General features: G+C 61.4%; 23 protein-coding genes. 13 read left to right on the top strand and 10 right to left on the bottom strand.

Annotated features, from left to right (window positions below):
- Nucleotides 1-2: 2 nt before the first annotated feature.
- Nucleotides 3-632, bottom strand: a complete 630-nt coding sequence (locus BM254_RS11270; RefSeq protein WP_092003346.1) for a TetR/AcrR family transcriptional regulator — start codon at nt 630-632, stop codon at nt 3-5.
- 276 nt (nt 633-908) lie between these two features.
- Between BM254_RS11270 and BM254_RS11275 the strand changes: the two genes are divergently transcribed.
- The 4 genes from BM254_RS11275 to BM254_RS11290 all read left to right on the top strand — a co-directional run bounded on the left by BM254_RS11275 (nt 909) and on the right by BM254_RS11290 (nt 5,810).
- The gene (locus BM254_RS11275) at nt 909-1,130 is read left to right on the top strand and encodes a hypothetical protein (protein ID WP_092003349.1); all 222 of its coding nucleotides are present in this window, start codon (nt 909-911) and stop codon (nt 1,128-1,130) included.
- 273 nt (nt 1,131-1,403) lie between these two features.
- The gene (gene hemB / locus BM254_RS11280; RefSeq protein ID WP_092003352.1) at nt 1,404-2,426 is read left to right on the top strand and encodes a porphobilinogen synthase; all 1,023 of its coding nucleotides are present in this window, start codon (nt 1,404-1,406) and stop codon (nt 2,424-2,426) included.
- A 54-nt stretch (nt 2,427-2,480) separates the two neighbouring features.
- The gene (ppk1, locus tag BM254_RS11285) at nt 2,481-4,625 is read left to right on the top strand and encodes a polyphosphate kinase 1 (protein ID WP_092003356.1); all 2,145 of its coding nucleotides are present in this window, start codon (nt 2,481-2,483) and stop codon (nt 4,623-4,625) included.
- A 15-nt stretch (nt 4,626-4,640) separates the two neighbouring features.
- Complete coding sequence (locus BM254_RS11290) at nt 4,641-5,810, top strand: DUF945 family protein (protein ID WP_092003359.1); 1,170 nt, start codon at nt 4,641-4,643, stop codon at nt 5,808-5,810.
- Nucleotides 5,811-5,882: 72 nt separating this feature from the next.
- On the opposite strand, the gene BM254_RS11295 is transcribed toward BM254_RS11290, so the two are convergent.
- The 5 genes from BM254_RS11295 to BM254_RS11315 form a co-directional block, all read right to left on the bottom strand.
- Complete coding sequence (locus BM254_RS11295) at nt 5,883-6,131, bottom strand: YfhL family 4Fe-4S dicluster ferredoxin (RefSeq protein ID WP_092003362.1); 249 nt, start codon at nt 6,129-6,131, stop codon at nt 5,883-5,885.
- An 18-nt stretch (nt 6,132-6,149) separates the two neighbouring features.
- Complete coding sequence (gene coaD, locus BM254_RS11300) at nt 6,150-6,626, bottom strand: pantetheine-phosphate adenylyltransferase (protein WP_092003364.1); 477 nt, start codon at nt 6,624-6,626, stop codon at nt 6,150-6,152.
- Nucleotides 6,627-6,983: 357 nt separating this feature from the next.
- Nucleotides 6,984-8,576 (bottom strand): GMC family oxidoreductase, encoded by a 1,593-nt coding sequence (locus tag BM254_RS11305; protein ID WP_092003367.1) that lies wholly within the window; start codon nt 8,574-8,576, stop codon nt 6,984-6,986.
- 26 nt (nt 8,577-8,602) lie between these two features.
- A complete protein-coding gene (locus BM254_RS11310) occupies nt 8,603-9,241 on the bottom strand; it encodes a hypothetical protein (RefSeq protein ID WP_092003370.1) in 639 nt (212 codons plus the stop codon).
- 184 nt (nt 9,242-9,425) lie between these two features.
- A complete protein-coding gene (locus tag BM254_RS11315; RefSeq protein WP_092003373.1) occupies nt 9,426-10,871 on the bottom strand; it encodes a coniferyl aldehyde dehydrogenase in 1,446 nt (481 codons plus the stop codon).
- Nucleotides 10,872-11,048: 177 nt separating this feature from the next.
- Here BM254_RS11315 and BM254_RS11320 point away from each other — a divergent pair, with 177 nt between their 5' ends.
- Entirely contained in the window at nt 11,049-11,717 is a 669-nt protein-coding gene (locus tag BM254_RS11320) for a TetR/AcrR family transcriptional regulator (protein ID WP_092003376.1), read from the top strand.
- Nucleotides 11,718-11,910: 193 nt separating this feature from the next.
- Here BM254_RS11320 and yihA read toward each other — a convergent pair whose 3' ends face one another.
- A complete protein-coding gene (yihA, locus tag BM254_RS11325; protein ID WP_092003380.1) occupies nt 11,911-12,549 on the bottom strand; it encodes a ribosome biogenesis GTP-binding protein YihA/YsxC in 639 nt (212 codons plus the stop codon).
- 174 nt (nt 12,550-12,723) lie between these two features.
- Between yihA and BM254_RS11330 the strand changes: the two genes are divergently transcribed.
- From BM254_RS11330 to BM254_RS11340, 3 genes are all read left to right on the top strand, one after another.
- Nucleotides 12,724-13,332: a c-type cytochrome gene (locus tag BM254_RS11330; RefSeq protein WP_092003383.1), complete on the top strand. Its 609-nt coding sequence runs from the start codon at nt 12,724-12,726 to the stop codon at nt 13,330-13,332.
- A gap of 157 nt (nt 13,333-13,489) precedes the next feature.
- On the top strand, nt 13,490-14,125 hold the full coding sequence (locus tag BM254_RS11335) for a thiol:disulfide interchange protein DsbA/DsbL (protein ID WP_092003386.1): 636 nt from the start codon (nt 13,490-13,492) through the stop codon (nt 14,123-14,125).
- 62 nt (nt 14,126-14,187) lie between these two features.
- Nucleotides 14,188-15,048, top strand: a complete 861-nt coding sequence (locus BM254_RS11340) for an endonuclease/exonuclease/phosphatase family protein (protein WP_092003389.1) — start codon at nt 14,188-14,190, stop codon at nt 15,046-15,048.
- A 64-nt stretch (nt 15,049-15,112) separates the two neighbouring features.
- Here BM254_RS11340 and rpmG read toward each other — a convergent pair whose 3' ends face one another.
- The 3 genes from rpmG to radC form a co-directional block, all read right to left on the bottom strand.
- Nucleotides 15,113-15,268 carry a 50S ribosomal protein L33 gene (gene rpmG, locus BM254_RS11345; protein ID WP_008173465.1) on the bottom strand — a complete coding sequence of 52 codons (156 nt, stop codon included), beginning with the start codon at nt 15,266-15,268 and terminating at the stop codon, nt 15,113-15,115.
- Between the two features lie 11 nt (nt 15,269-15,279).
- Nucleotides 15,280-15,516, bottom strand: a complete 237-nt coding sequence (gene rpmB / locus BM254_RS11350; protein WP_008173462.1) for a 50S ribosomal protein L28 — start codon at nt 15,514-15,516, stop codon at nt 15,280-15,282.
- 219 nt (nt 15,517-15,735) lie between these two features.
- On the bottom strand, nt 15,736-16,410 hold the full coding sequence (radC, locus tag BM254_RS11355; RefSeq protein WP_092003392.1) for a RadC family protein: 675 nt from the start codon (nt 16,408-16,410) through the stop codon (nt 15,736-15,738).
- A gap of 187 nt (nt 16,411-16,597) precedes the next feature.
- Here radC and coaBC point away from each other — a divergent pair, with 187 nt between their 5' ends.
- The 5 genes from coaBC to BM254_RS11380 all read left to right on the top strand — a co-directional run bounded on the left by coaBC (nt 16,598) and on the right by BM254_RS11380 (nt 23,205).
- Complete coding sequence (coaBC, locus tag BM254_RS11360; RefSeq protein ID WP_092003395.1) at nt 16,598-17,794, top strand: bifunctional phosphopantothenoylcysteine decarboxylase/phosphopantothenate--cysteine ligase CoaBC; 1,197 nt, start codon at nt 16,598-16,600, stop codon at nt 17,792-17,794.
- The gene (dut, locus tag BM254_RS11365) at nt 17,791-18,252 is read left to right on the top strand and encodes a dUTP diphosphatase (RefSeq protein ID WP_092003398.1); all 462 of its coding nucleotides are present in this window, start codon (nt 17,791-17,793) and stop codon (nt 18,250-18,252) included. The genes coaBC and dut overlap by 4 nt, the downstream gene beginning before the upstream one ends.
- Before the next feature lie 92 nt (nt 18,253-18,344).
- On the top strand, nt 18,345-20,975 hold the full coding sequence (locus tag BM254_RS17960) for a phosphomannomutase/phosphoglucomutase (protein WP_092003401.1): 2,631 nt from the start codon (nt 18,345-18,347) through the stop codon (nt 20,973-20,975).
- Nucleotides 20,976-21,037: 62 nt separating this feature from the next.
- Nucleotides 21,038-21,934: an acetylglutamate kinase gene (argB, locus tag BM254_RS11375; protein ID WP_092003406.1), complete on the top strand. Its 897-nt coding sequence runs from the start codon at nt 21,038-21,040 to the stop codon at nt 21,932-21,934.
- Between the two features lie 20 nt (nt 21,935-21,954).
- Nucleotides 21,955-23,205 (top strand): acetylornithine deacetylase, encoded by a 1,251-nt coding sequence (locus BM254_RS11380; RefSeq protein WP_092003409.1) that lies wholly within the window; start codon nt 21,955-21,957, stop codon nt 23,203-23,205.
- The last annotated feature ends 4 nt before the right edge of the window (nt 23,206-23,209 follow it).

Raw genomic sequence — 23,209 nt, forward strand, 5'->3', positions numbered from 1 at the left:
GGCTATCTCCTGGTGCCGGTCAACCCCTGCATGCAAAAACGGATGATGGAGTCGACCAGTTTATTTTTGTCGATATCGGCAATGGTTATCTGGCCGGCCAGTGTCGGTGACAGCGGGCCCACCAGGCTTTCAGCAATGGCGCCGACCAGGCAGGTACTGCTCTGGCGCGCGTCCTGATCCGGAATGCAGCCTTCTTCGATGCCATCCCGGATCGCCTTTTCAAACAGTTCGGCGTAGGCCCTGCGATAGACCAGCCGTTCTTCTTCCAGTTTCGGGTCCACCGGCTCGGCAATCAGTGCCCAGGCCATCATCGGCCCGCGCATGGCCCGTTCCGCGAACTGGCGGAGCGCGGCCTCAAGCCTGACGGCGGCATCCCCGTCGGTAGTCAGGGCTTCCGCGACCTTGTCCACTTCACGCTGGGTGGCGGTCCGGAAGATTTCCGCAAACAGGTCCTCTCTGGATTCGAAATGCCGGTAAATAGTTCCCGTGGCAACGCCGGCCAGGCCCGCAATGCGGGTGATGCGGGCACTGCGGAACCCTCCGTTGGCGACGCATTCATAGGTGCAGTCGATGATGCGTTGGCGTGCCTGCGCCTTGCGCTGGCGCATTTTCTCCGTTTCGCGATAGGCCATGCCGGCTCCTTATAAGCAGTGAATCATTATTCATTTCTTGTGTCAACGAATCAGGGTGCGCGTCCCCTGTTATTTTGCCATGTAAAATCATGGGCTTATTTCCGGTTACAAAAAATTACAAAAAAGACGTTGCCAGGAAATAGCGCGGTAAACAAAACGAGATTATAAAGACGCCAAGACGAGGCCGCAGGCGGTATTTTCGTCGAAACAGAGTGTGTTCGCCCGCCGGGGTCGGACATCACTTTCGGATCTGTTTTCGTTGATGGAGAGAAGACCATGAGTGAATTCGACGAAAGCAACCTGGAGCAGTCAGGAAACTGGAGCAGCGACAGCGACGACACCCATTCCGTCGCCGGTCGGGCCCGGGTACGTGCGCAATTGGAGGCGGATATTGCAGCCTTCTTGCAGCAGGGCGGCCAAATCCAGCAAGTGGATACCGCCTTCCGTTCCGACTCGCCTCGCAAGGTGGAAGTGGGATTCAACAATCGTTCCCTCTGATTTCGGCCAGGGGCGGAGCTGCTCCGCCCCTTGTCCCGTGATCGGCCGTTCCCCGATATTTTGCTGCTGATAATAGCAGCTGGTTGAGCATTTGGCCGACTCTGTCCGTTGCCTCATACGGGCCCTGTTGTCATATATCTGTCACCGATCCCTGCTAGTGTCCCCCCGGCAACTGCAACCACGGGCTCTTGCCGTGTATCATGGCGAGAGCAGGCGTTCCGGCGCCAGGCAACCAGTCCATCCCTACACTGTTGCTTTACCAGGAGGTTACCCGTGCCAAGTCCCACATCCCGTTCGTTCCCCGCGACCCGTTTGCGCCGCAACCGGGCCAGTGACTTTTCCCGCCGGCTGGTCCGGGAAAACCAGCTGACACCGGACAACCTGATTTATCCGGTCTTCGTGCTGGAAGGGGAAGGGCAGCGGGAGACGGTGCCGTCCATGCCCGGTGTGGAGCGCCTGAGCATTGACCTGCTGGTCGAACAGGCCGCGGAGCTGGTGGATCTGGGAATTCCGGCGGTCGCCCTGTTCCCGGTGGTGCCGGCGGACAAGAAGAACCTGTCGGGCTCCGGCGCCTGGGATTCCGACGGTCTCGCCCAGCGGGCGGTGCGTGCCCTGAAAAAAGCCTTTCCGGAGCTCGGAGTCATAACCGACGTGGCACTGGATCCGTTCACCACCCATGGCCAGGACGGCATCATCGATAATGACGGCTATGTGCTGAATGATGTCACCGTGGAAGCCCTGGTGAACCAGGCACTGTCCCACGCCGATGCCGGCGCCGATGTGGTGGCACCCTCGGACATGATGGACGGCCGCGTTGCCGCCATCCGCGACGCCCTGGAGACCGCCGGTTATGTGAACACCCGGATCCTGGCCTATTCTGCCAAGTATGCGTCGAGCTACTACGGCCCGTTCCGGGATGCGGTGGGCTCCGCGGCCAACCTGGGCAAAGGTAACAAGGCCACCTACCAGATGGATCCCGCCAACAGCGATGAAGCTCTGCACGAGGTGGCGATGGATCTGGCCGAGGGCGCCGACATGGTGATGATCAAGCCCGGTATGCCCTACCTGGACATCGTGCACCGGGTAAAGAAGGAACTTCAGGTGCCCACCTTTGTTTACCAGGTGAGCGGTGAGTACGCCATGCACATGGCAGCGGCGGAGAATGGCTGGCTCGATGGCGACGCGGTAATGATGGAGAGCCTGATGGCCATGCGCCGGGCCGGCGCCGACGGCATCCTGACCTATTTTGCGGTTCGGGCCGCCCGCCTGATGCGGGAACAGCGGCGCGGATCCTGACACACTGGAACGCAGCCCCGGCGGATCGGGGCGCAAGCGCGGAATCGAGGAACGATGACAACTGAAACAGCGAAAACACAGGCGGTGGTGGACGGTGACCAGAGCATTCCGGCGCCGGTGGAAGTCCCTCCCACTGGTGAAGAGATCAACCTGGATGCCAGCGAGAACTACTTCAACCGGGAACTGAGTCTGCTGCAGTTCAATTACCGGGTACTGAAGCAGGCCCTGGACACCACCCATCCGCTGATCAACCGTCTGATCTTCTGCTGTATTTTCAGCAGCAACATGGACGAGTTCTTCGAGATCCGGGTTGCCGGTCTGCGCCAGCAGATGAAGTACGGCCGGGAAACCATCGGTGCCGACGGAATGATGCCGGAGCAGGCCCTCGGCGAGATCAGCCGGGTCGCCCACGAGTACATCCACGAACAGTACGACATCCTCAACAATGTCCTGATTCCGGAAATGGAGCGGGAAAATATCCATTTCGTCCGCCGCCGGGAATGGACGCCGGAACAGGCCGAGTGGGTGCGCAACTACTTCGAGGAAGAGATCCTGCCGGTGGTCAGCCCCATCGGGCTGGATCCGTCCCACCCGTTCCCGCGCCTGGTCAACAAGAGCCTGAACTTCATTGTTGAGCTCGACGGCAAGGACGCCTTCGGCCGGGAGACCGGCATGGCGATCGTGCCGGCACCGCGGTCCCTGCCGCGCCTGGTACGCTTGCCGGACGAGGTCTGCGATGGCGGTGACAACCTGGTGTTCCTGTCCTCGATGATCCACGCCCATGCCGACGAACTGTTCCCCGGTATGGAAGTGAAGGGCTGCTACCAGTTCCGCCTGACCCGGAACGCCGACCTCGAGCTGGAAGACGATCTGGAGGACCTGGCCTCGGCCCTGCGTGGTGAGCTGCTCAGCCGTCGTTTCGGTGATGGTGTTCGTCTGGAGGTGGCCGACAACTGCCCGCAGGAGCTGGTGCAGTTCCTGCTGACTGAATTCGGCCTGACCGAACGGGACCTGTACCAGGTGCACGGGCCCGTGAACCTGACTCGGCTGATGGCGGTGGGGGGCCTGGTGGACCGGCCGGATCTCACCTATTCCGGGTTCTCGCCGTCCATTCCCCGGCAGATCCGCAGCAAGGAGTCGATGTTCGACGCCATCCGCAAGCGTCCGATCCTGCTGCTGCATCCTTACCAGAACTTCAGTCCGGTGGTGGATCTTCTGCGCCAGGCCGCCAAGGACCCCCAGGTGCTGGCCATCCGCCAGACCCTGTACCGCACCGGCGCCGATTCCGAGATCGTCGAGGCCCTGGCGGATGCGGCCCGCCGTGGCAAGGAGGTCACCGCCGTCATCGAACTGCGGGCGCGGTTCAGTGAGGCGGAGAACCTGGAGCTGGCCAGCCGGCTGCAGGAGGCCGGGGTGATTGTGGTGTACGGCGTGGTGGGCTACAAGACCCACGCCAAGATGATTTTGATCGTGCGCCGTGAAGAGGGTCGCCTGCGTCGTTACGTGCACCTGGGCACCGGCAACTACCACGCGGCCAATGCCCGGCTGTACACCGACTACAGCTTCCTGACCTGTGACGAGTCGATCGGTGATGACGTCAACAAACTGTTCCAGCAGCTTACCGGCATGGGCAAGGCCCTGAAGATCAAGAAGCTGTTCCATTCGCCGTTCACCCTGCACAGTCGGCTGCTGAGCCTGATCGACCGGGAAGCGGGTTTTGGCGAGAAGGGCCGGATCATTCTCAAGTTCAACGGTCTGACCGAGATCCAGCTGATCAAGGCGCTGTACCGGGCGTCCCAGGCCGGGGCCAAGATCGATCTGATCATCCGCGGGATCTGTTGCCTGCGCCCGGAAGTGCCCGGGCTGTCGGATAACATCCGGGTCCGTTCGATTATCGGCCGGTTCCTGGAACACACCCGGGTCTATTATTTCGGCAACAACGGTCGGCCGGAGGTGTACTGTTCGAGCGCCGACGGTATGGAGCGGAACCTGCTCAGCCGGGTGGAGACTGCCTTCCCTATCGAGGACCCGGCACTGGTGGCCCGCCTCCGGGAAGACCTGGATACCTACCTGGCCGACAACTGCCAGTCCTGGATGCTGCAGCCGGATGGCAGCTACATCCAGAATCAGCCGGCCGAGGATGAGGAACGTTTTGCATCCCAGCTGGTCCTGCTCGAGCGACTGACGGGCAAAACCTGACAAACGGAGGCGCCAGTGAAGCGCGCATGGATTGTGGCCGGTGTGGTACTGCTGGCTGGTGGTGGCATCCTGCCCTGGGGGGTTGGATACCTGACCGAGCATCAGTGGCAGCGGGCGGTCACCGAGGTGAACGACACTCAGCCGTTCATGCAGGTGGATACCCGAGATTACCAGCGCGGCATCATGGGCGCAGAGGTGCATGGCACCCTGGTGCTGCAGGATCCCGAAGCCGGTGAGAACCGCCCCCTGGAGTTCGTCGCCCACGTCACTCACGGGATAACCGGCAGCCTGATGACCTTCGAGCCGGCCGGCGGCTGGTCCTCAATGGAGACTGACTGGTTTCCGGACGAGGATCCCACATTGACCCTGGAAACCCGCCTCTGGGGTGAGGTGACGCTGAAGCTGGATCTGCCCGAGTTGACGATCTCCGATCCGGATATGGATGTCCGGATTGTGGGCCTGCAGCTGGACCAGTCCCTGGCGCATCTGAGTGGCGATGTCTGGACCGGGCAGGGGGAACTGCGGCTGGATTCCCTGGGAGTCTCCCCGGTCGGCGGCTCGCCGGTCAGTCTGTCGGACGTGATTGTCACCAGTACCAGTGAACCCCGGGACGACGACACCCGCCTGGATTCCCGGGTCGAGTTCAACCTGGGTCAGGTGGACGTCGTGGATGGCGCCTATGGACCGCACCGGCTGATCTTTGCCCTGGACAATCTGGAGGTCGCCAGCTGGAACCAGTTGGCGAACGGGATGGCTGAGCTTCAGGCCAGTACCCTGGAGAGCGGCCAAAACACCGGGTTCGAGGGTCAGATGCAGGCCATGCAGCAGATCAACGAGGCGTTTCGGCGCCTGGCAGCGGCGGGTTTTTCCATGGCCATTCCGGAACTCAGTGTCGCCACTCCGGAGGGTGATATCCGGGGCCAGATGGAAATCCGCCACCCTGAGCTGGATGCGGAGCAGGCGTCGTCAATGCTGCTGGTGATGCAGGGGCTGACCGGGGATCTGAACCTGACCCTGCCTCTGGCGCTGGCCGAGGAGCATCCGGCGGTGATGCTGCAGTTGGCGCCGCTGATCAAGCAGGGCTTGTTGGTCCAGGAAGGGGACCGCCTGGTGATGAAAGGGCAGATGGAAGATCTGCTGCTGACGGTGAACGGCATCGAGATTCCGTTGCCGCCTTTGCTCTGATTCTTTCAGGCCCGGATACAGAAAAGCCCCTGAATCCGGGGCTTTTCTGTATCCGGTTGCTCAATCCGGTATTCAGTTGCCGGTCAGGCGATGGTATTTCTCCATCAGCTGTTCGTGGCTTTCCGGGCGCTCGGGATCCAGTGGAATGCAGTCTACCGGGCATACCTGCTGGCACTGGGGTTCGTCGTAGTGGCCAACGCACTCGGTGCACTTGTTCGGATCGATCACGTAGATCTCATCACCCGGGGAAATTGCCTCGTTCGGGCATTCCGGTTCACAGACGTCGCAGTTGATGCATTCGTCGGTAATCATCAGGGCCATCTTGCGGGTACCTCAGGCTCAGTTGAACTTCTTTTTCAGAGCGGCCTCAACGGCGGGATCGACGAATTCTGATACATCTCCGCCCAGGGAGGCGATTTCCCGGATCAGGGTGGAGGAGATGTAGGACAGGTGGTTCGAGGGCGTCAGGAAGACGCTTTCCACTTCCGGGGCCAGGCGGCGGTTCATGTCCGCCAGCTGGAATTCGTACTCGAAGTCGGAGACGGCGCGCAGGCCCCGCAGGATGACGGTGGCGCCCTGTTCCCGGACGAAGTCGGCCAGCAGGTTGCTGAAGCCGGTAACAGTCACATTGGGGAGGTGGGCCGTTGCTTGTCTGACCAGTTCGCAGCGTTCTTCGAGGTCGAAGAGGGGCTGTTTCTTGGGGTTGTAGGCGACGGCGACGACGATTTCGTCGAACATGCGGCCGGCGCGTTCGATGAGGTCGGTGTGGCCGTTGGTGATTGGGTCGAAGGTGCCCGGGTAGATGACTTTGGACATGCACAGCTCCTTTCTTCGCTCGGTGCAATCATATCAGCATTCCTGGTTGTTCTGTAGTTGCCGGGGGTGGGATTCCGGGGCTTTGGCTTAGGCATGCGATTGATGGAGTGTGGCCAATTGGGAGGGTCTGTCCGGGAAACGCTCAAGCACCCCTGCGGGGTCCAGCCAGCAATCACAGATTGCTGTCGTTCGCCTGCACATGAAGCTGCGCTTCATAAACGCTTGGCTCACCCCTGTGCGCCTGAGCTCCGCCATCCATGGCTCCGCACATTTCCGGAAAGCCCCACCCGATCGGCCCGGCGAACGGTGTTGCAGGTCGCCCCGACTTTGCGTGAAGAACGGGGCATGCTGATTCGATCAGGCCTTGAGTCGGTTGGCCAGCCTTGTACTGTTCCGCGCTGAAAGTGCATACACCGACAACTGCGGGTTGGCGCCGATGCTGGTCGGGAAGATCGAGGCGTCGTGGACGCTCAGGTTGCTGACGTGGTGATGTTCCCCGAAGCCGTTAACCACCGATTCCTCCGGATTGGCGCCCATGCCGCAGCCGCCCATCTGGTGGGCGGTGAACAGGCGGACGCGGTGCAGTTCCATGGGGAGCTGGTCGATGGCGGCTTTGGCGTCGGTCCAGCTGGTGTACCAGTCGGAATCCAGGTGCATGAGGCGGACGCGTTTGGCGCCGGCGGCAAACTGGATTTCGGCCATGGTGTAGAAGGCGCGGCGCAGGCCGTCCCAGAGGTAGTCAGTCACCGGGTAATCCAGGTAGGGGCTGCCGTCGTCGCGCAGGCCGATGGTGCCGCCTGGGCTGTCGGGGTGGAAGCCGTCCCGGAGGAGGGCGATGACGGAGTTCATCCAGGGCAGGCGGGCCATGGTGTTGATCTGGGTGTCGCCGTGGCCGGGGATGACGCCGCTGGACATGGCTGGGTGCAACGGGGGCACTTCGAGTTTGTAACCCACCGGGCCGTCGACGCCGCCACTAAAGTTGAAGTGGTCGGAGTAGATGGACTGGGGCGCGCCATAGAAGGGTTCGACTTTTTCGGGCATTTCCGCGACGCAGGCGTTGACCGGGTGGATGAAGGAGCGTTTGCCGATACGGTTGTGCGGGTCGGGGATGCCGGAGCGCAGCAGCAGGCCCGGGGTGCCGATGGCGCTGGCGGCGGCGACGAAGTGCCGGGCTTTCAGGGTGACGGTGACGCCGGAGGGTGTGATGCCGTCGGCGGCCATGGCGCTGGCCTGGAGGTGGTCGATGCGGTCCTGGTTCATCACCAGTTTGTCCGCCCGCAGGCCGTGGATCAGGTGGGCATCGTTATCCAGTGCCCCCGGGACGGTGGTCAGCAGGGCACCCTGTTTGGCGTTGGTGGGACAGCCGACGCCGCAGTAGCCCAGATTCCAGCAGCCTTTGACGTTGCGGGGAATGACCTGCCAGGTGTAACCGAGCTGGTCGCAGCCCTGGCGCAGGATGTCGTTGTTGACGTTGGGCTTCACCGCCCAGGGTTCCATGTTGTGGCGCTGTTCCCGGCCATCGAACCAGGGCGCCATGGCGTCCGGGGCGAGGGCGTCGAGGCCGAAGCGTTCGGCCCAGTAGTTCAGGGTGGCGTCCGGGGTGCGGAAGCTGCTGGTCCAGTTCACGGTGGTGGAACCGCCAACGCAGCGGCCCTGGAGGATGGCGATGGCGCCGTCTTTGGTGACCCTGCTCATGCCTTCCTGGTACAGGCTGGCGTAGGCGCTGAGTTCGTCCATCTTGAAGTCTTTCTGGTAATACAGCCGGCCCTCTTCCACCAGGATGACGGACAGGCCGCTTTTGGCCAGGATCTCGGCGGTGGTGCCGCCTCCAGCGCCGGTGCCAATCACCACAACATCGGCTTCAAGGGTGCGGTTTTCAGTCAGGGTGGCGCCATCGGTGACTTTCCAGCCGGATTCCAGGCCCTGGGCGATTCGATCTTTTAACTGCATGGTTGGCTCCGTCAATCAGCTGGGGGTTACGCGTTCTGGAATTGGGGTAAGGCATCCACCGCCCATTTTGGCGGCCCCGGGTAACCGGATAGATGCCAGAAATCCTCGTAACCATAGAACGCCACGTTGCTGATCTTGGTCAGGGCAATATAACCGTTGTTGAACAGGCCGATACCACTGGTACGCCAGCGCTCCAGGAAGGCATCGGCCTCCTCGGTAGTCACCTTGGGCCAGCTCGACCACACCCGGGCAATGGTGACGCGGGTCAGTCCGAAATTGAGCAGATCGAACAGACGTCGGAGTTCCTTCTGGTTCGCCGGCCCAAAGTTATGGATGCCGGCATCGATCCGCTCGATGGTACCGGCGATCGCCATGCGCCTGGCCTGCGGCTGCTCCGGCAGCCCGGGGCCGATAATCGCCGGGAGCAGGGCCTCAAACAGCTGGATATCGTCGGAAGTCAGGAAACGGAACTCGTAACTGGCATCCATGCGGGTACCCACTGCGCTGACTCGACCGGCGGGGGTAGAGCTACAGCCGCTTAGACCGGCGGTGGCGCTGACGGTACCCAGAAAAATGGCTCCGCCGAGTCCGGTTTTCAGGAAACTTCGGCGGTCAAGGTTGGCGAAATCGGAGGAAGTTGAACGTACTTCGGGTTGATCGTTCATGGGACCTTTCTCTTTTATTGTTGTAATGCGGCCTGCAACCAATCCGGGCGTCGGTGATGGGCATTCCTTTCCGGGACTGTGCAAAACAGGGATGTTTTGCTCAAGCCTACAGGGACGTATTCACGGCGTGTCCCGGAAAGGAATGCCCATCGCCGACAGGCACCCAGACTCACAGGCAAAAGAATCAGCGAATAAAGAACCGGTAAACCAGCCTGTGCATGGCGGTCCCGTGCGGGGCATAGACAAACTTGCCGCTGTTGAACTTCTGCTTGGTGAAGATCGCCCGGTGATGGGAAAAAGTCAGGAAACCCTCGCGGCCATGATAGTGCCCCATGCCGGAGTCCCCGATACCACCGAACGGCAGATCGTCCTGGGCCACATGCATCAGCGCATCGTTGATGCACATGCCGCCGGAGTGGGTATTCTCCACCACGTGCTGCTGCTCACCCTTGTTGTAACCGAAGAAATACAGCGCCAGCGGGCGCGGACGGTCATTGATGTAGTGGATGGCCTCATCCAGGGTGCCGTAGGCCACCACCGGCAGGATCGGACCGAAAATCTCGTCCTGCATCACCTTCATATCAGGCGTTGCCTTCAGCACCAGAGTCAGCGGAATCTTCCGGGTGCCATCCTTCAGGTCCTCCCGGGCCGGATTGATCTCGATCAGCTCCGCACCTTTCTCCCTGGCGTCTTCCAGATAACCCTGCAGACGCTCGTACTGGCGCTCGTTGATGATCGCGGTGTAATCGTCATTGTCCCGCAGGCTCGGGTACATTTCCGCGAAACGGGTACGGTACTCATCCACAAAAGTCTGCACCCGGTCTGCCGGACACAGCACATAGTCCGGCGCGACGCAGGTCTGCCCGGCATTGAAGGCCTTGCCGAAGGCAATGCGCTGGGCCGCATCTTCCATGGGCGCATCCGGGGAAACGATGGCCGGGGATTTGCCGCCCAGCTCCAGGGTCACCGGCGTGAGATTCTCCGCTGCCGCGCGCATCACCATCTTGCCGACCGACGTGGAGCCGGTGAACAGAAGATGGTCGAAGGGGCGTGAGGAGAAGTCGGCGGCCACATCTGCCTCGCCATTGATCACTGCGACCAGGTCCTCGGCAAAGTTGTCCTCGATGATTTCCTTGAACAGTGCCGAGGTGTGCGGGGTGTACTCGGACATCTTGATCATGGTCCGGTTACCGGCGGCCAGGGAAGCCACCAGCGGGCCAACCGCCAGGTACAGGGGATAGTTCCAGGGCACGATCACGCCCACCACGCCCTTGGGCTGGTAGTGCACCTTGTTGCTGGCGGGCTGGAACAGCACCGAGACATGGCGTTTGGACGGTTTCATCCAGTCGCCGAGGTTCTTCAGGGTGTAGTTGATGCCCTGGATCGACGGCATCACCTCGGCAATCAGTGATTCATCCCGGGAACGGCAGCTGAAATCACGGTCAATAGCTTCCACCAGCCGGTCCTGGTTGCTGAGCAGGACGCGTTTCAGTCGCTTCAGATTGTCCTGCCGCTCGGTCAGCGACGGCGCGGGATTGCCCCGGAAGGCCTTTTTCTGAGCTGCGAATACCCGGTGGGTATGCTGGATGTGTTTCTTGCTTTCCGTGAGCTGGACGACGGTAGCAGCCATGACATTCTCCCCTGGGTAACCGGCATCGGGGCCGGCAACCTGTTTTGTGGTGTGGCCAAAAAACAGCCAGTTTGCATCAGGGAGTATTATTAGAGTATATACTCTAGGCAGTCAAGCAAGCGCCGATGGCCGATCGGGCCAGTCGACCGAAAGACCACTACAAGTGCTCATAACCTTATGAAAACCAGAGACAAGATCCTCCTTGCCAGTCTCGAGCTGTTCAACGAACGGGGCGAGCGCAATGTCACCACCAATCACATTGCCGCCCATCTGGCGATCTCTCCGGGCAACCTCTATTACCACTTCCGCAACAAGTCGGACATCATCTACGAGATCTTCCTGGAGTACGAAAAGCTGGTGGATTATTACCTGGATATTCCCCGGGACCGACCGCTGACCCTGGAGGATCTGACCTTCTATCTTGAATCCGTGTTTGACGGGCTCTGGAGTTACCGGTTTTTCCACCGGGACCTGGAATACCTGCTCGATAGCGATACTCGCCTGCGCAAGGATTATCGGGAATTCACCAACCGCTGTCTGGCGGCCATCAGCCAGATTTTCGAGAAGATGTCGGAGGCGGGCATCATCGAGCCCCAGCCCGAGGACCTGCGTTCGGCCATGTCCCTGAACGTCTGGCTGGTGATCACCAACTGGATGGCATTCCTGAAAACGGCCCACGCGGCGGATGAGCCGGCCAGTCTCAGCCTGACAGAACTCAAGCAGGGCATTTACCAGGTGCTCACCCTGGAGATTCCCTATCTGACTCCGGGATACCGGGAACAGGTGATGGCCTTGCGGGAAAAGTACCGGCCGTCGCTTCCGGAGCCGACCGGTACAGGTGTCTGAGCCGAACAGGGTAAGTAAAAGGCGAAATATCGATCAAAAATTGAGCGATTCGGGAACTTCCTGCGTGGGCGCCGATCATATAAGTGACGTTGGGAATTCGGACATTCCTTGCGTCTCCTGAGTGAGTTCTCAGGTTTTAGCACGTCGCAAACCCTGACGTTTCACCGGTCTGTCGCCTGGCAGACCGGTTTTTTTATGCCAGTTCCGGCGGTTCCGCCTCCAGCCATTCCGTAAGTGCCTCCCGGCACTCCTCGACGCCCCGCTTGGAGGTGGCCGAGAACATGATCAGGTGCTCAACGCACTGGTAGTTCTTCAGCTGTTTGGAAATTCCCAGCATGGCGGTCTTGGCCTGGCCGAATTTCAGTTTGTCGGCCTTGGTGGCAAGAATCATCAGCGGAAGGTGGTTATGTTCGCACCATTCCACCATCATTTGGTCGAAGTCGGTCAACGGGTGGCGGATGTCCATGACCAGGACCAGGCCCCGCAGGCACCGGCGGTCGTTCAGGTAATGGCCCAGGTGTTGCTGCCAGTCGTCCTTCATGTCCCGCGATACCTTGGCGTAGCCATAGCCCGGCAGGTCTACCAGCCGACATCCCTCCCGGTTCAGGGAGAAGAAGTTGATCAGGCGGGTGCGCCCCGGGGTCTTGGAGGTTCGGGCCAGCTTGCCGTTGGCGGTGATGGCATTGAGCGCGCTGGATTTGCCGGCGTTGGATCGGCCGGCAAAGGCAACTTCCGCCCCCAGATCGGGCGGACACTCGTCCAGCCGGGACGCGCTGATCAGGAATCGGGCGCTGTTAAAAGAGATGGATTTTTGAGTCAGATCAGGGTCCACAACGGTTGGCTTTCCTTTGGATTTCAGTTATTGGCGATTAATGTATAATGCTACACCAATTCCGGGCGGCGCGCTGTGCGTGGCCGCTTTCAGTCCCGGTTTTGAGCCTGCCTGGTCAGCGCCTGCCGGCTGCATGATGAAGAATACCTTTAAGATGAGAGAAGCGGAGCGAGCATGAAAAAACTGATCGCAGGAGTTGTTCTTGGTGTAAGCCTTACAACGCTGGCACACGGAGCAGGAGATCCCCAGGCAGGTGAACAGAACGCAGCGGTATGTGCCGGTTGCCACGGCCAGGGCGGCCAGAAGCCGGTAATGGGTGTATACCCGAAGCTGTCCGGGCTGGGCGAGAAATACCTTTATGACCAGCTGGTGGCCATCAAGTCCGGCGACCGCGCCATCCCGGAAATGACCGGTCTGCTGGATAACATGTCCGAGCAGGATCTGCAGGACCTGGCGGCGTACTTCGACAGCCAGGAGATGATCGTGAGCCAGGCCAGCCCGGACACCATCGATCAGGGCGCAGCTCTGTACCGTGGCGGTAACCTGGCGAGCGGTGTGCCGGCATGCGCGGGCTGTCACAACCCGCAGGGCAAGGGTAATGCGCCGGGTGGCTACCCCGCACTGGGTGGCCAGAGTGCCGAATACGTTATCAAGCAGCTGAACGCATACCGTGACGGCTCCCGCGCCGCCGGTGCCAACGCAGCCATCATGATGGACGTTGCCGCCAAGCTGACCGACGCCGAAATCGAGGCTGTCGCCAACTACGTTTCCGGCCTCAACTGATCTCGGAACGTGTTGCTGGAAAACCCCGCCCTGGCGGGGTTTTTTGTTGTTTGCTTACCATGCTGTAATACGCCACGGTCGGCCCCCTTGTGGAACTTTTGCCGATTGCTGGGTCATAATCCCTCACAAAATGCATTCAGGAAATCGGAGACGTTGAATGATCAGATCACTTGGAGTGGCAGCTTTGCTGGCGATGGCCGTCGCCGTCACGGGAACCGCCAGTGCCCAGAGCTGGGAAGAGGGCGTTCATTACCGCAAGCTTGATACGCCGGTGCGCACCGCAAGCGAGAGCGGGGTCGAGGTGGCTGAGGTGTTCTGGTATGGCTGCCCCCACTGTTACAACTTCAAGCCGCTGGCCGAGGCCTGGGAGGCCGATGCACCGGATTATGTGAATTACGTTCGTATTCCGGCCGCACTGGGTCAGTCCTGGGAGCCCCATGCCAGGGCGTTTTACGCACTTGAGTCCATGGGTGAGCTGGAGAAGGTGCATGATGCCCTGTTTAAGGCCCTGGCGGGTGAGCGCCGGCCTCTGAACGATGGCGAATCCCTGGCGGATTTTGTGGCCGGCCATGGCGTGGATCCGGAAGAGTTTCTCAAGAACTACAACAGCTTCGGTGTGAACGCGAAGATGCAGCAGGCCCAGGCCAAGATTCGCGGCGCGCGGGTTACCGGGACACCGACTATGCTGGTTGATGGGAAGTATACAGTGACGGCTTCCATGGCCGGTGGTCACGAAGCCGTGCTGAAAGTTGTGGATTACCTGGTAGAGAAGGAAAACAGCGCCGGGCAATGACAGATAGCCCGGTGGCACAGCCTTGCCACCGGGCCCTGCAGGCAGGAAGAGACTGCCGTCCTATGTACAAGCGTATTCGCAAACAGATCGATGGAATTCTCAAGTCGGAGCAGGAGCCGCGAGGTCGTTGCTCCGGCTTTGAGCATGTTCCGGAGTTTGAACCTCACCGCCATATCCGGCTGCTGACCTTCAATATCCAGGTGGGCATCAATACCACGTCCTACCGCCACTATGTTACCCGCAGCTGGCAGCATGTCCTGCCCCATCGTAACCGGATCGAGAACCTGGACCGGATTGCCCGGCTGGTCAGCAATTATGATGTGGTGGCACTGCAGGAATGTGATGGCGGCAGCCTGCGCAGCGGTTTTATCAACCAGGTGCAATACCTGGCCGAGGCGGCCGGGATCCCCTACTGGTACCAGCAGCTGAACCGCAACATGGGGCAGATCGCCCAGCATTCCAACGGCCTGCTCAGCCGGTTCCGCCCGCTGGATGTCACCGAGCACCGGTTGCCGGGGCTGATTCCCGGGCGGGGGGCCATCATTGCCCGTTACGGCGCGAAAGAGGATCCCCTGGTGCTGGTGCTGATGCATCTGTCCCTGAGCAAGGCCGCGCAGCAGCGACAGCTGGGCTATATCCGGGAGCAGATTGCCGATTACCAGCATGTGGTGCTGATGGGCGACATGAACGCCCACGCCGAGCAGCTTTTGACCCGGACCCCCCTGAAGGAAACCGACCTGATTCCCTTGCCGGAGACCGCGCACAGTTTCCCGAGCTGGCGGCCGGAGAAAGCGCTGGATCACATCCTGGTCAGCCCGAGCCTGGAAATCCGCCGGTCAGAGGTGGTGAGCTATCCGGTTTCCGATCACTTGCCCATTGCCATGGATGTGGCGTTGCCGAAGGGCTACCTGGAAACCTTCTGATGATTTTCACAGGCACAAAAAAACCCGGCGGCTGCCGGGTTTTTTTGTGAAGGCCGGATCAGGATTACTTGATCTTGGCTTCCTTGTACGCAACGTGCTTGCGGACAACCGGATCGTACTTTTTGATCTCGATTTTTTCCGGAGTGTTACGCTTGTTCTTCTTGGTCGTGTAGAAGTGACCAGTACCTGCTGATGAAACCAGCTTGATTTTCTCGCGCATGATGCGGCTCCTTAAAATTTCTCGCCGCGGGCACGAAGATCGGCCAGCACAGCGTCAATGCCTTTTTTATCGATGATGCGCATGCCCTTGGTGGATACGCGCAGCTTCACGAAACGCTTCTCGGACTCAACCCAGAAACGATGGTTCTGCAGATTCGGCAGAAAACGACGACGAGTGTGGTTCATCGCGTGGGATACGTTGTTACCGGATACCGGACGCTTACCGGTAACCTGACAAACTCTGGACATACTTGCCTCCGACCTGAGCAGTGGTCTCAATCAATACGAATTCGTTTTTAATGCGTCTCTGGTTGCCGGGGAGCCAGTTTGCTCCCTGTTCGCGCCTTTAAACGGAACGCTGCCTGCCAGACGCCGCCAGAAAGGGACGCTTTTATACCAGAACTCGCCACCCAACGCAAAAAATTGTTGGGAATTTGGCCAGTCTGAGGGGCGTCATTTTGCTGACAGTCACATCAATCCTCTTTCGGCGAGGGATATTACCTCACCGTGGCCGATAACCATATGGTCAAGAACCCTGATATCCACCAGCCCAAGGGCTTCTTTCAGGCGTCGGGTCAGGGAAATGTCGGCCTGGCTGGGTTCGGCCACACCCGAGGGGTGGTTGTGGGCAAAGATGACCGCAGCGGCATTGTCCTCCAGGGCCTGGCGAACCACCTCCCGGGGGTAGACGGCAGCGCCGTCGATGGTGCCCCGGAACAGTTCCCGGTACTGAATGACCCGGTGGCGGTTGTCCAGGAACAGGCCGGCAAAGACTTCGTGGGGATAGGTCCCCAGACGGCTGGTCAGAAACCGGCGGGTGTCGGCCGGTGAGCGCAGCGGATCACCCTGGCGCAGCGGTTCGTCCATCACCCGACGGGACATCTCCAGGGCAGCCTGCACCTGGGCGTACTTGGCCGTGCCCAGACCCTTGACCTGGCAGAACTGCCGGCGGGAAGCGGTCAGCAGCCCCCGCAGGCCGCCAAATTCGTCAATCAGGTGCCTTGCCAGGGCCATCACCGGCATGCCGGCAGTGCCTGTGCGCAGAAAGATGGCGAGTAACTCGGCGTCGGACAGGGATTCGGGGCCGTGCGCCAGCAAGCGCTCACGGGGGCGCTCGTCGGCCGGCCAGAGTGAAGTGGGCATGCCTGGCTTCCTTGCATCTGTTGGTGGTTGTGCGGTGCTTCCTGCACCGGGAATGGCGTCTCAGGGTTACAAAGGTTACTCGAAAAAGTAACATTCGGTAAATGTTAAGATTTCCGCCCTGGCTGTTACTGATAACCGGGCGTGCTATCTTATAACCCTTTTCAATATAAGGAATTGTGGAGCCGGTATGGGCGCCAAACGAATTCTGTTGGGAGTGACCGGTGGCATCGCCGCCTACAAGAGTGCCGAACTGGTACGGCTGCTGAAAAAGGCCGGCTGTGAGGTTCGTGTGGTGATGACCTCCGGGGCCGAGGCGTTCGTGACCCCGCTGACCTTCCAGGCGCTCAGCGGTGAACCGGTCCGGACCTCGTTACTGGACCCCGAGGCGGAAGCCGGTATGGGTCATATCGAGCTGGCCAAGTGGGCCGAGCAGGTGGTGGTGGCACCGGCCTCGGCCGATTTCATGGCCCGGCTGGCCAACGGCCTGGCAAATGACCTGCTGACGACCGTCTGTTGTGCCACCGATGCGCCCATTGCCCTGGCGCCGGCAATGAACCAGGCCATGTGGCGCAGTTTCCGGACCCAGCGCAACCTGGCGATGCTGAACGAAGATCCCCAGGTTACGGTCTGGGGCCCCGATCAGGGCGATCAGGCCTGTGGCGATACCGGTCCCGGCCGGATGCTGGGGCCGGAGGCCCTGGCGTCCCTGATTCTGGATGAGCGCCGGGGACCGTTGAGCGGCAAGCGGGTGGTGATTACCGCGGGCCCGACCCGGGAACCGCTGGACCCGGTCCGGTACATCAGCAACCATAGCTCCGGCAAGATGGGCTATGCATTGGCCGGTGCCGCCCGGGCGGCCGGCGCCACGGTCACTCTGGTCAGTGGTCCGGTAACCCTCGCGCCGCCATTGGGCGTGGATGTACGGCCGGTGATGACCGCCCAGGACATGCTCACGGAGTCCATGGCCGCGGTGGATGAGGGCTGTGACGTTTTCATCGCGACCGCGGCGGTGGCCGACTATCGTCCGGAGACCTGTGCCGGTGACAAGATCAAGAAATCCACCGAAGCCATGTCCCTGGCGCTGGTGCGGAACCCGGATACCCTGGCCACGGTGGCCGGGCGTGCCGATGCCCCGTTTACCGTGGGCTTTGCGGCGGAAACCACCGACGTGGCGCGCTACGCCACCGACAAGATGGCCCGCAAGAAGCTGGACATGATCGTCGCCAACGACGTTTCCGCTCCGGGGCTGGGTTTCAACAGCGACAACAATGCGGTCACCGTGTTCTGGCCCGGCGGTCAGGAGCAGATCGGACCGGACAGCAAACAGACCATCGCCACCCGTCTGGTGGCCCTGATTGGCGAACACCTGGAAGCAACCTCATGACCAAAAAGACCCTGCAGGTCCGGATTCTCGATGACCGGATCGGTACCAGTATTCCGTTCCCCGAGTATGCCACCGAAGGTTCCGCCGGGCTGGATCTCAGAGCCTGCCTGAAAGAGCCGCTGGTGCTGGAGCCGGGTCAGACCCAACTCATTCCCACCGGGTTGTCGATCCACATTGCCGATCCGTCCCTGGCGGCGATGATTCTTCCCCGCAGCGGGCTGGGGCACAAACACGGTATTGTGCTGGGTAACCTGGTCGGCCTGATCGATTCCGATTACCAGGGCGAGCTGATGGTGTCCTGCTGGAACCGTGGCAATACCACTTTCACGGTCAATGTGGGTGAGCGGGTCGCGCAGCTGGTCCTGGTGCCCGTGGTGCAGGCCGACTTCGAAGTGGTGGATGAATTTGATGCCAGTTCACGGGGCGAGGGTGGCTTCGGCTCCACCGGGAGCCATTGATTAATCCGGGTTCATGTCGGCCCATTCCCGGCCGGCTATACTTGGCGGGTAACTGCCTGTTCAGGACGAAAAATAACATCGCGGGATAGACTATGAAGTTCGGCTGGAAGAAGGCTTCAGAAGACACGTCAGATGACAAACCGGCGAAAAGCGAGAAGGCGCGTGAAGGCAGAGCCAAGGCTTCCGGACCCCGCCTCAGGCGCCTGACTTCGGTCGCTGCCAGCCAGGCGCTGATTGTCGTACTGGCCGGAATTGCCTCTGTCGTTTTGCTGCACTTCATGGTGGTTCAGCCCTCGGGCAGTGAACGCCTGTTGGTGCAGCAGAGTCACGAGGTGGAGGCGGCCGCCGAGCGGCTGAACCGGTATCTCGAGCTTTTGCAGCAGAGTGTCGAGGGGCTGGCGACCCAGGCTTACGTCCGGCAGGCGGTCCAGGGCGGTGAATCCGTGACCGCTGCCGAAGAGCAGCTCGCCGGAGCCCTGCCCGGTATCCAGGCAGTCTACCTTTTCCCCTCCGGAGCCATTCCCCGTTCGGCCGATGACGATGCCCTGTTGGGGTTTGCCGGTCTGGAACTGGCTCGCACGGCGGAAGCCGGAAGCAAACTGTACCCGGATGCCTTCCCGCGGGAAAACCGCTGGTTTGTGCAGATCGCCACTCCGGTCCGCAACCCCGGAGCCGACACCATCGCCGGCAGTCTGCTGATGGTGTTCGAGGCCTCGCGTCTGCAGCCGCTGCTGTCTGTGGTCAATCCGCAGTTGGGCGGCCAGCTTGCGCTGGTACAAACCGTGTCCGGTAGCGCCCGGACTGTTGTCAGCCAGGGCTCCGGTAACGGCGAGGCGGTCAGCCGTCCTCTGGTCAATCCTGACTGGTCGGTGTCCTATCGGCCAGCAAGGGTGCCGGCGCCCCCGGTGGACATGGTGGTCATCGCCCTGATGGTGGGTGTGCCGGTGCTGATTGCGGCCGTTGCGGTGTGGCTCCTGCTCGGCAGTGCCCAACGCAGTCTGCGGCAGGATGTCGCCGCCCTGGTTCAATGGGCACAGAAGGTATTCGGGGGCGAACGTTCCAGGCCTCCCGGTTTCCGGTGGGACATGATTGCCTCCACCGGAGAGGTCCTTTACCGCCTGTCCCAGGCAGTCGACAAGCGCCTCGCCCGGGCCTCGGCCCCGGTGCCCGCCAGGAAAGGGGGTGGTGGGGCCAAGGCCGCAACGGAGGAAGAGCCACTGTTCCAGGACAAAGACGTGCTCGACATCGACATGATGGACGGGGATGAGGACGTGCTGGGTTTCAGCGGCGACACCGGTCCCTTGCAGGATGAACCGGCTCCGGAGGCCCCCCCGGCTGAGACTCCGGCGGTGGAGCTGTCCCCCGAGATTTTCCGGGCCTACGATATCCGGGGCATTGTCGGTGAGACCCTGTCCGAGGATGTGGTCCGGGTCATTGGCCAGGCCATCGGCTCCGAGGCGGTGGACAAGGGTATCGGCGCCCTGTGTGTCGGCTATGACGGCCGCCACTCCAGCCCCGGACTGGCCGATGCCCTTGCTCAGGGAGTCATGGCGGCCGGTTGCAACGTTATCCACATCGGCGCGGTACCCACGCCGGTGCTTTATTTCGCGACCCATGAGCTGCAGACCGGTTCCGGAGTAATGGTAACCGGCAGTCATAACCCGGCCAATTACAACGGTCTGAAGATCATGCTCGGTGGCGAGACCCTGTCCGGGGAGGCCATTCAGCAGCTGTACCAGCGGGCCGAGTCGGGTGATCTGACGAGCGGGCAGGGTGAGGAGACCACCCAGGATGTGCGCCGGGCCTATCTGGATCGCATCGTGGGCGACATCGCGGTGGCCGCGCCCCTGAAAGTGGTGGTGGACGCCGGAAACGGCATCGCCGGTGAACTGGCGCCCCTGCTCATCGAGGAGCTCGGTTGTGAGGTGGTTCCCCTGTACTGCGAAGTGGACGGGGATTTCCCCAATCACCACCCGGATCCCGGCAAACCGGCGAACCTGGATGACCTGATCGCCCGGGTCCGGGCTGAGGGTGCCGATCTCGGTGTTGCCTTCGATGGCGACGGTGACCGGCTCGGCGTGGTGACCAATACCGGCAAGATCATCTGGCCCGACCGGCTGCTGATGCTGTTCGCCCGGGATGTGGTGTCCCGCAATCCTGGCGCCGACGTGCTCTACGACGTCAAGTGCAGCCGGCGCCTGGCCAATGTCATTTCCGAGGCCGGTGGCCGGCCGATCATGTGGAAAACCGGCCACTCCCTGATGAAGGCCAAGATGAAGGAAACCGGTGCCCTTCTGGCCGGTGAGATGAGTGGCCATATCTTCTTTGGCGAACGCTGGTACGGCTTTGACGACGGCCTGTATTCTGCTGCCCGGTTGCTGGAAATCCTCGGTATCGAGGATCGCCACTGTGACGAGGTGTTCGAGGATTTTCCCGAGGATGTCAGTACCCCCGAGCTCAATGTCGAAGTGACCGAAAGCAGCAAGTTCGCCATTATTGAGCGGCTCGCTGCCGAGGGGGATTTTGGTGACGGCAACATCAGTACCATCGACGGTATTCGAGTAGACTACGCCGATGGCTGGGGGCTGTGCCGGGCTTCCAATACCACGCCGGTGCTGGTGCTGCGGTTCGAGGGCGAGACCCAGGAAGCCTTGGACCGGATCAGGAATGTGTTCCGGGATCAGCTGCAGCAGGTGGCCCCCGATATTGTGACCGATTTCTGACGATGTCGGACGCCCGCAGACCCGGGCGGGGATCAACGTTTTTTTCAAAGGTAAGGAACAACATGGCGCTGGATCGTGAAACAGCAATGCAGGTGGCTTCAGTACTGAGCCGGGGCCTGCCCTATATCCAACGGTTCACCGGCAAGACGGTGGTGATCAAGTATGGCGGCAACGCCATGGAAAACGAGGATCTCAAGAGCAGCTTCGCCCGGGACGTGGTGCTGATGAAGCTGGTCGGCATCAATCCGATCGTGGTCCACGGTGGCGGTCCCCAGATTGGCGAACTGCTGGAGCGCCTGAACATCGAGTCCCGGTTCGTCAACGGCATGCGGGTCACCGATTCCGAAACCATGGATGTCGTGGAGATGGTGCTTGGCGGCCAGGTGAACAAGGAAATCGTCTCCCTGATCAATGCCCATGGTGGCACCGCGGTCGGCCTGACCGGCAAGGATGCCAACCTGATCCGGGCCCGCAAGCTCGAGGTGGTCAACCGGTCCCCGGAGCTGGAGCGGCCGGAGATCATCGACATCGGCCACGTGGGCGAGGTTGCCAGTGTCAACGTGGATGTCATCGAGATGCTGACCCGCAGCAATGTCATCCCGGTGATTGCCCCCATCGGGGTAGGGCCGGACGGGGCCTCCTATAACATCAATGCCGATCTGGTGGCGGGCAAGGTGGCCGAAGCCATGAAAGCCGAGAAGCTGATCCTGCTGACCAATGTTTCCGGCCTGAAGAGCAAGGACGGCAAGGTGCTTACCGGATTGACCGCCCAGCAGGTGAACGAACTGATCGAGGACGGCACCATCCATGGCGGCATGCTGCCCAAGATCCGCTGCGCCCTGAGTGCCGTGGAGAATGGTGTCCGCACCTCCCACATCATTGATGGCCGGGTTGCCCATGCCTGCCTGCTGGAAATCTTTACCGATGAGGGTGTCGGTACCCTGATTTCACGCAACTGATCCACCCGAGGAGTATCCGGATGAAGCGGCTGCTGACCCTGCTGATTGTCCTGGCCTTGTTGACCTTTGCGGCCTTCAAGGGCGCCGTCTGGTGGTTGACTGACCAGCGTATGGCGGAAGCACGCCTGGCCCTGGACGATTACGGGGTGCTTGAGCGGGGTACCGTGGGCTCCGGCATGGATGGGCGGCTGTTGCTGACCAATGCCCGGTGGCAGGATTTCCGACTGACCCAGCCGCTGGAATCGGGCCGTGTCGAACTCGATGCCGGTTCACCGCTGGCCCTGCTCACGGCTTTGGCCGATCCGGACAACCTGCCGGCACAATGGTCACTCCGGGCCGAGGGCCTGGGGCTGGTGCTGGACGCCAACATGTTTCGCAACTGGGTGACTGCCGAAGGCACCAGCGTCGAGGGCGATCCGGCACTTCTGGTGCTGCCCTGCGCGCCGGATCCGAGGCAGCAACTGGGCAGTGGCGATCTGATGCGCATGGGCATCACCGGCCTGGCAGGCGAGCTCCTGGTACGGCAGACGGCCTCGAGGGTATCCGCCGAGCTGAACACCGCCGGGACCGGCAGTGTGGAAGTGGACTGGCCCGGTGCCCGGATTGATCTGACGACACCGGCAGACACCCTGGCCAGTACCGATGAGCCGATGGCCGTTATACTCAGGGATGGCGGCCTGATGCGTCGGATTGCAGCCTACTGTTCCCGGGAAGCGGGCCTGGATACCATGGAGTGGGCGCGCCGTGCCATCGGGGCGCTGGAACAGGGGCTGAACGCCCGTGGGCTGGCGGCCAGTGAACAGCTGCTGGCCCTCTACCGGCAGTGGCTGCTGGAAGGTGGCGAACTGAACCTGAGCATCGAGCCATCAGAGCCCTGGCTGGGCATACCGGTCAGGGATGCGGACGCCGAAGGTCAGGAGGCTGGCTGGCAAGTGGCTTACAATGGGGCTGGCGTCCCGGATATTTACCTGGAGGCCCTGCCGCCGGAGCCCGAGCCGGTTGACGAGGCTGCGGAGACGTCCGCCGATACTCGCGAGAACCCGGCAGTGGCGGGTTGGTATGCCGAGCCGGTTGCAACGGCCAGCCGCTGGATCGGTCGCCCGGTGCGGGTGACCCTGTCCAATGACAATGTGGTGGAGGGGCGCCTGGTCAGTGTCTCGGAGCGTGAGCTGGAAGTGGCACGGGTGGTTGCCGGTGGCGAAGTGGCCTACCCGATGCTGTTGAGCGCGGTATCCGGTTTCGAGGTCTGGCGCCGTGGCCGCAGCGAATGACACC

The organism is Marinobacter pelagius, assembly GCF_900114925.1.
In the GTDB taxonomy this organism is placed as follows: Bacteria; Pseudomonadota; Gammaproteobacteria; order Pseudomonadales; family Oleiphilaceae; genus Marinobacter; species Marinobacter pelagius.

Bases quoted from the DNA above. Each gene is read 5' to 3' on its own strand.
- BM254_RS11305 (WP_092003367.1), bottom strand. From the start codon at position 8,576: ATGCAGTTAAAAGATCGAATCGCCCAGGGCCTGGAATCCGGCTGGAAA.
- BM254_RS11270 (WP_092003346.1), bottom strand. From the start codon at position 632: ATGGCCTATCGCGAAACGGAGAAAATGCGCCAGCGCAAGGCGCAGGCA.
- rpmB (WP_008173462.1), bottom strand. From the start codon at position 15,516: ATGTCCAGAGTTTGTCAGGTTACCGGTAAGCGTCCGGTATCCGGTAAC.
- BM254_RS11380 (WP_092003409.1), top strand. From the start codon at position 21,955: ATGAAGCGGCTGCTGACCCTGCTGATTGTCCTGGCCTTGTTGACCTTT.
- coaBC (WP_092003395.1), top strand. From the start codon at position 16,598: ATGGGCGCCAAACGAATTCTGTTGGGAGTGACCGGTGGCATCGCCGCC.
- dut (WP_092003398.1), top strand. From the start codon at position 17,791: ATGACCAAAAAGACCCTGCAGGTCCGGATTCTCGATGACCGGATCGGT.
- BM254_RS11310 (WP_092003370.1), bottom strand. From the start codon at position 9,241: ATGAACGATCAACCCGAAGTACGTTCAACTTCCTCCGATTTCGCCAAC.
- ppk1 (WP_092003356.1), top strand. From the start codon at position 2,481: ATGACAACTGAAACAGCGAAAACACAGGCGGTGGTGGACGGTGACCAG.
- BM254_RS11315 (WP_092003373.1), bottom strand. From the start codon at position 10,871: ATGGCTGCTACCGTCGTCCAGCTCACGGAAAGCAAGAAACACATCCAG.
- BM254_RS11275 (WP_092003349.1), top strand. From the start codon at position 909: ATGAGTGAATTCGACGAAAGCAACCTGGAGCAGTCAGGAAACTGGAGC.
- argB (WP_092003406.1), top strand. From the start codon at position 21,038: ATGGCGCTGGATCGTGAAACAGCAATGCAGGTGGCTTCAGTACTGAGC.
- BM254_RS17960 (WP_092003401.1), top strand. From the start codon at position 18,345: ATGAAGTTCGGCTGGAAGAAGGCTTCAGAAGACACGTCAGATGACAAA.
- radC (WP_092003392.1), bottom strand. From the start codon at position 16,410: ATGCCCACTTCACTCTGGCCGGCCGACGAGCGCCCCCGTGAGCGCTTG.
- BM254_RS11295 (WP_092003362.1), bottom strand. From the start codon at position 6,131: ATGGCCCTGATGATTACCGACGAATGCATCAACTGCGACGTCTGTGAA.
- rpmG (WP_008173465.1), bottom strand. From the start codon at position 15,268: ATGCGCGAGAAAATCAAGCTGGTTTCATCAGCAGGTACTGGTCACTTC.
- BM254_RS11330 (WP_092003383.1), top strand. From the start codon at position 12,724: ATGAAAAAACTGATCGCAGGAGTTGTTCTTGGTGTAAGCCTTACAACG.
- coaD (WP_092003364.1), bottom strand. From the start codon at position 6,626: ATGTCCAAAGTCATCTACCCGGGCACCTTCGACCCAATCACCAACGGC.
- BM254_RS11335 (WP_092003386.1), top strand. From the start codon at position 13,490: ATGATCAGATCACTTGGAGTGGCAGCTTTGCTGGCGATGGCCGTCGCC.
- BM254_RS11320 (WP_092003376.1), top strand. From the start codon at position 11,049: ATGAAAACCAGAGACAAGATCCTCCTTGCCAGTCTCGAGCTGTTCAAC.
- BM254_RS11340 (WP_092003389.1), top strand. From the start codon at position 14,188: ATGTACAAGCGTATTCGCAAACAGATCGATGGAATTCTCAAGTCGGAG.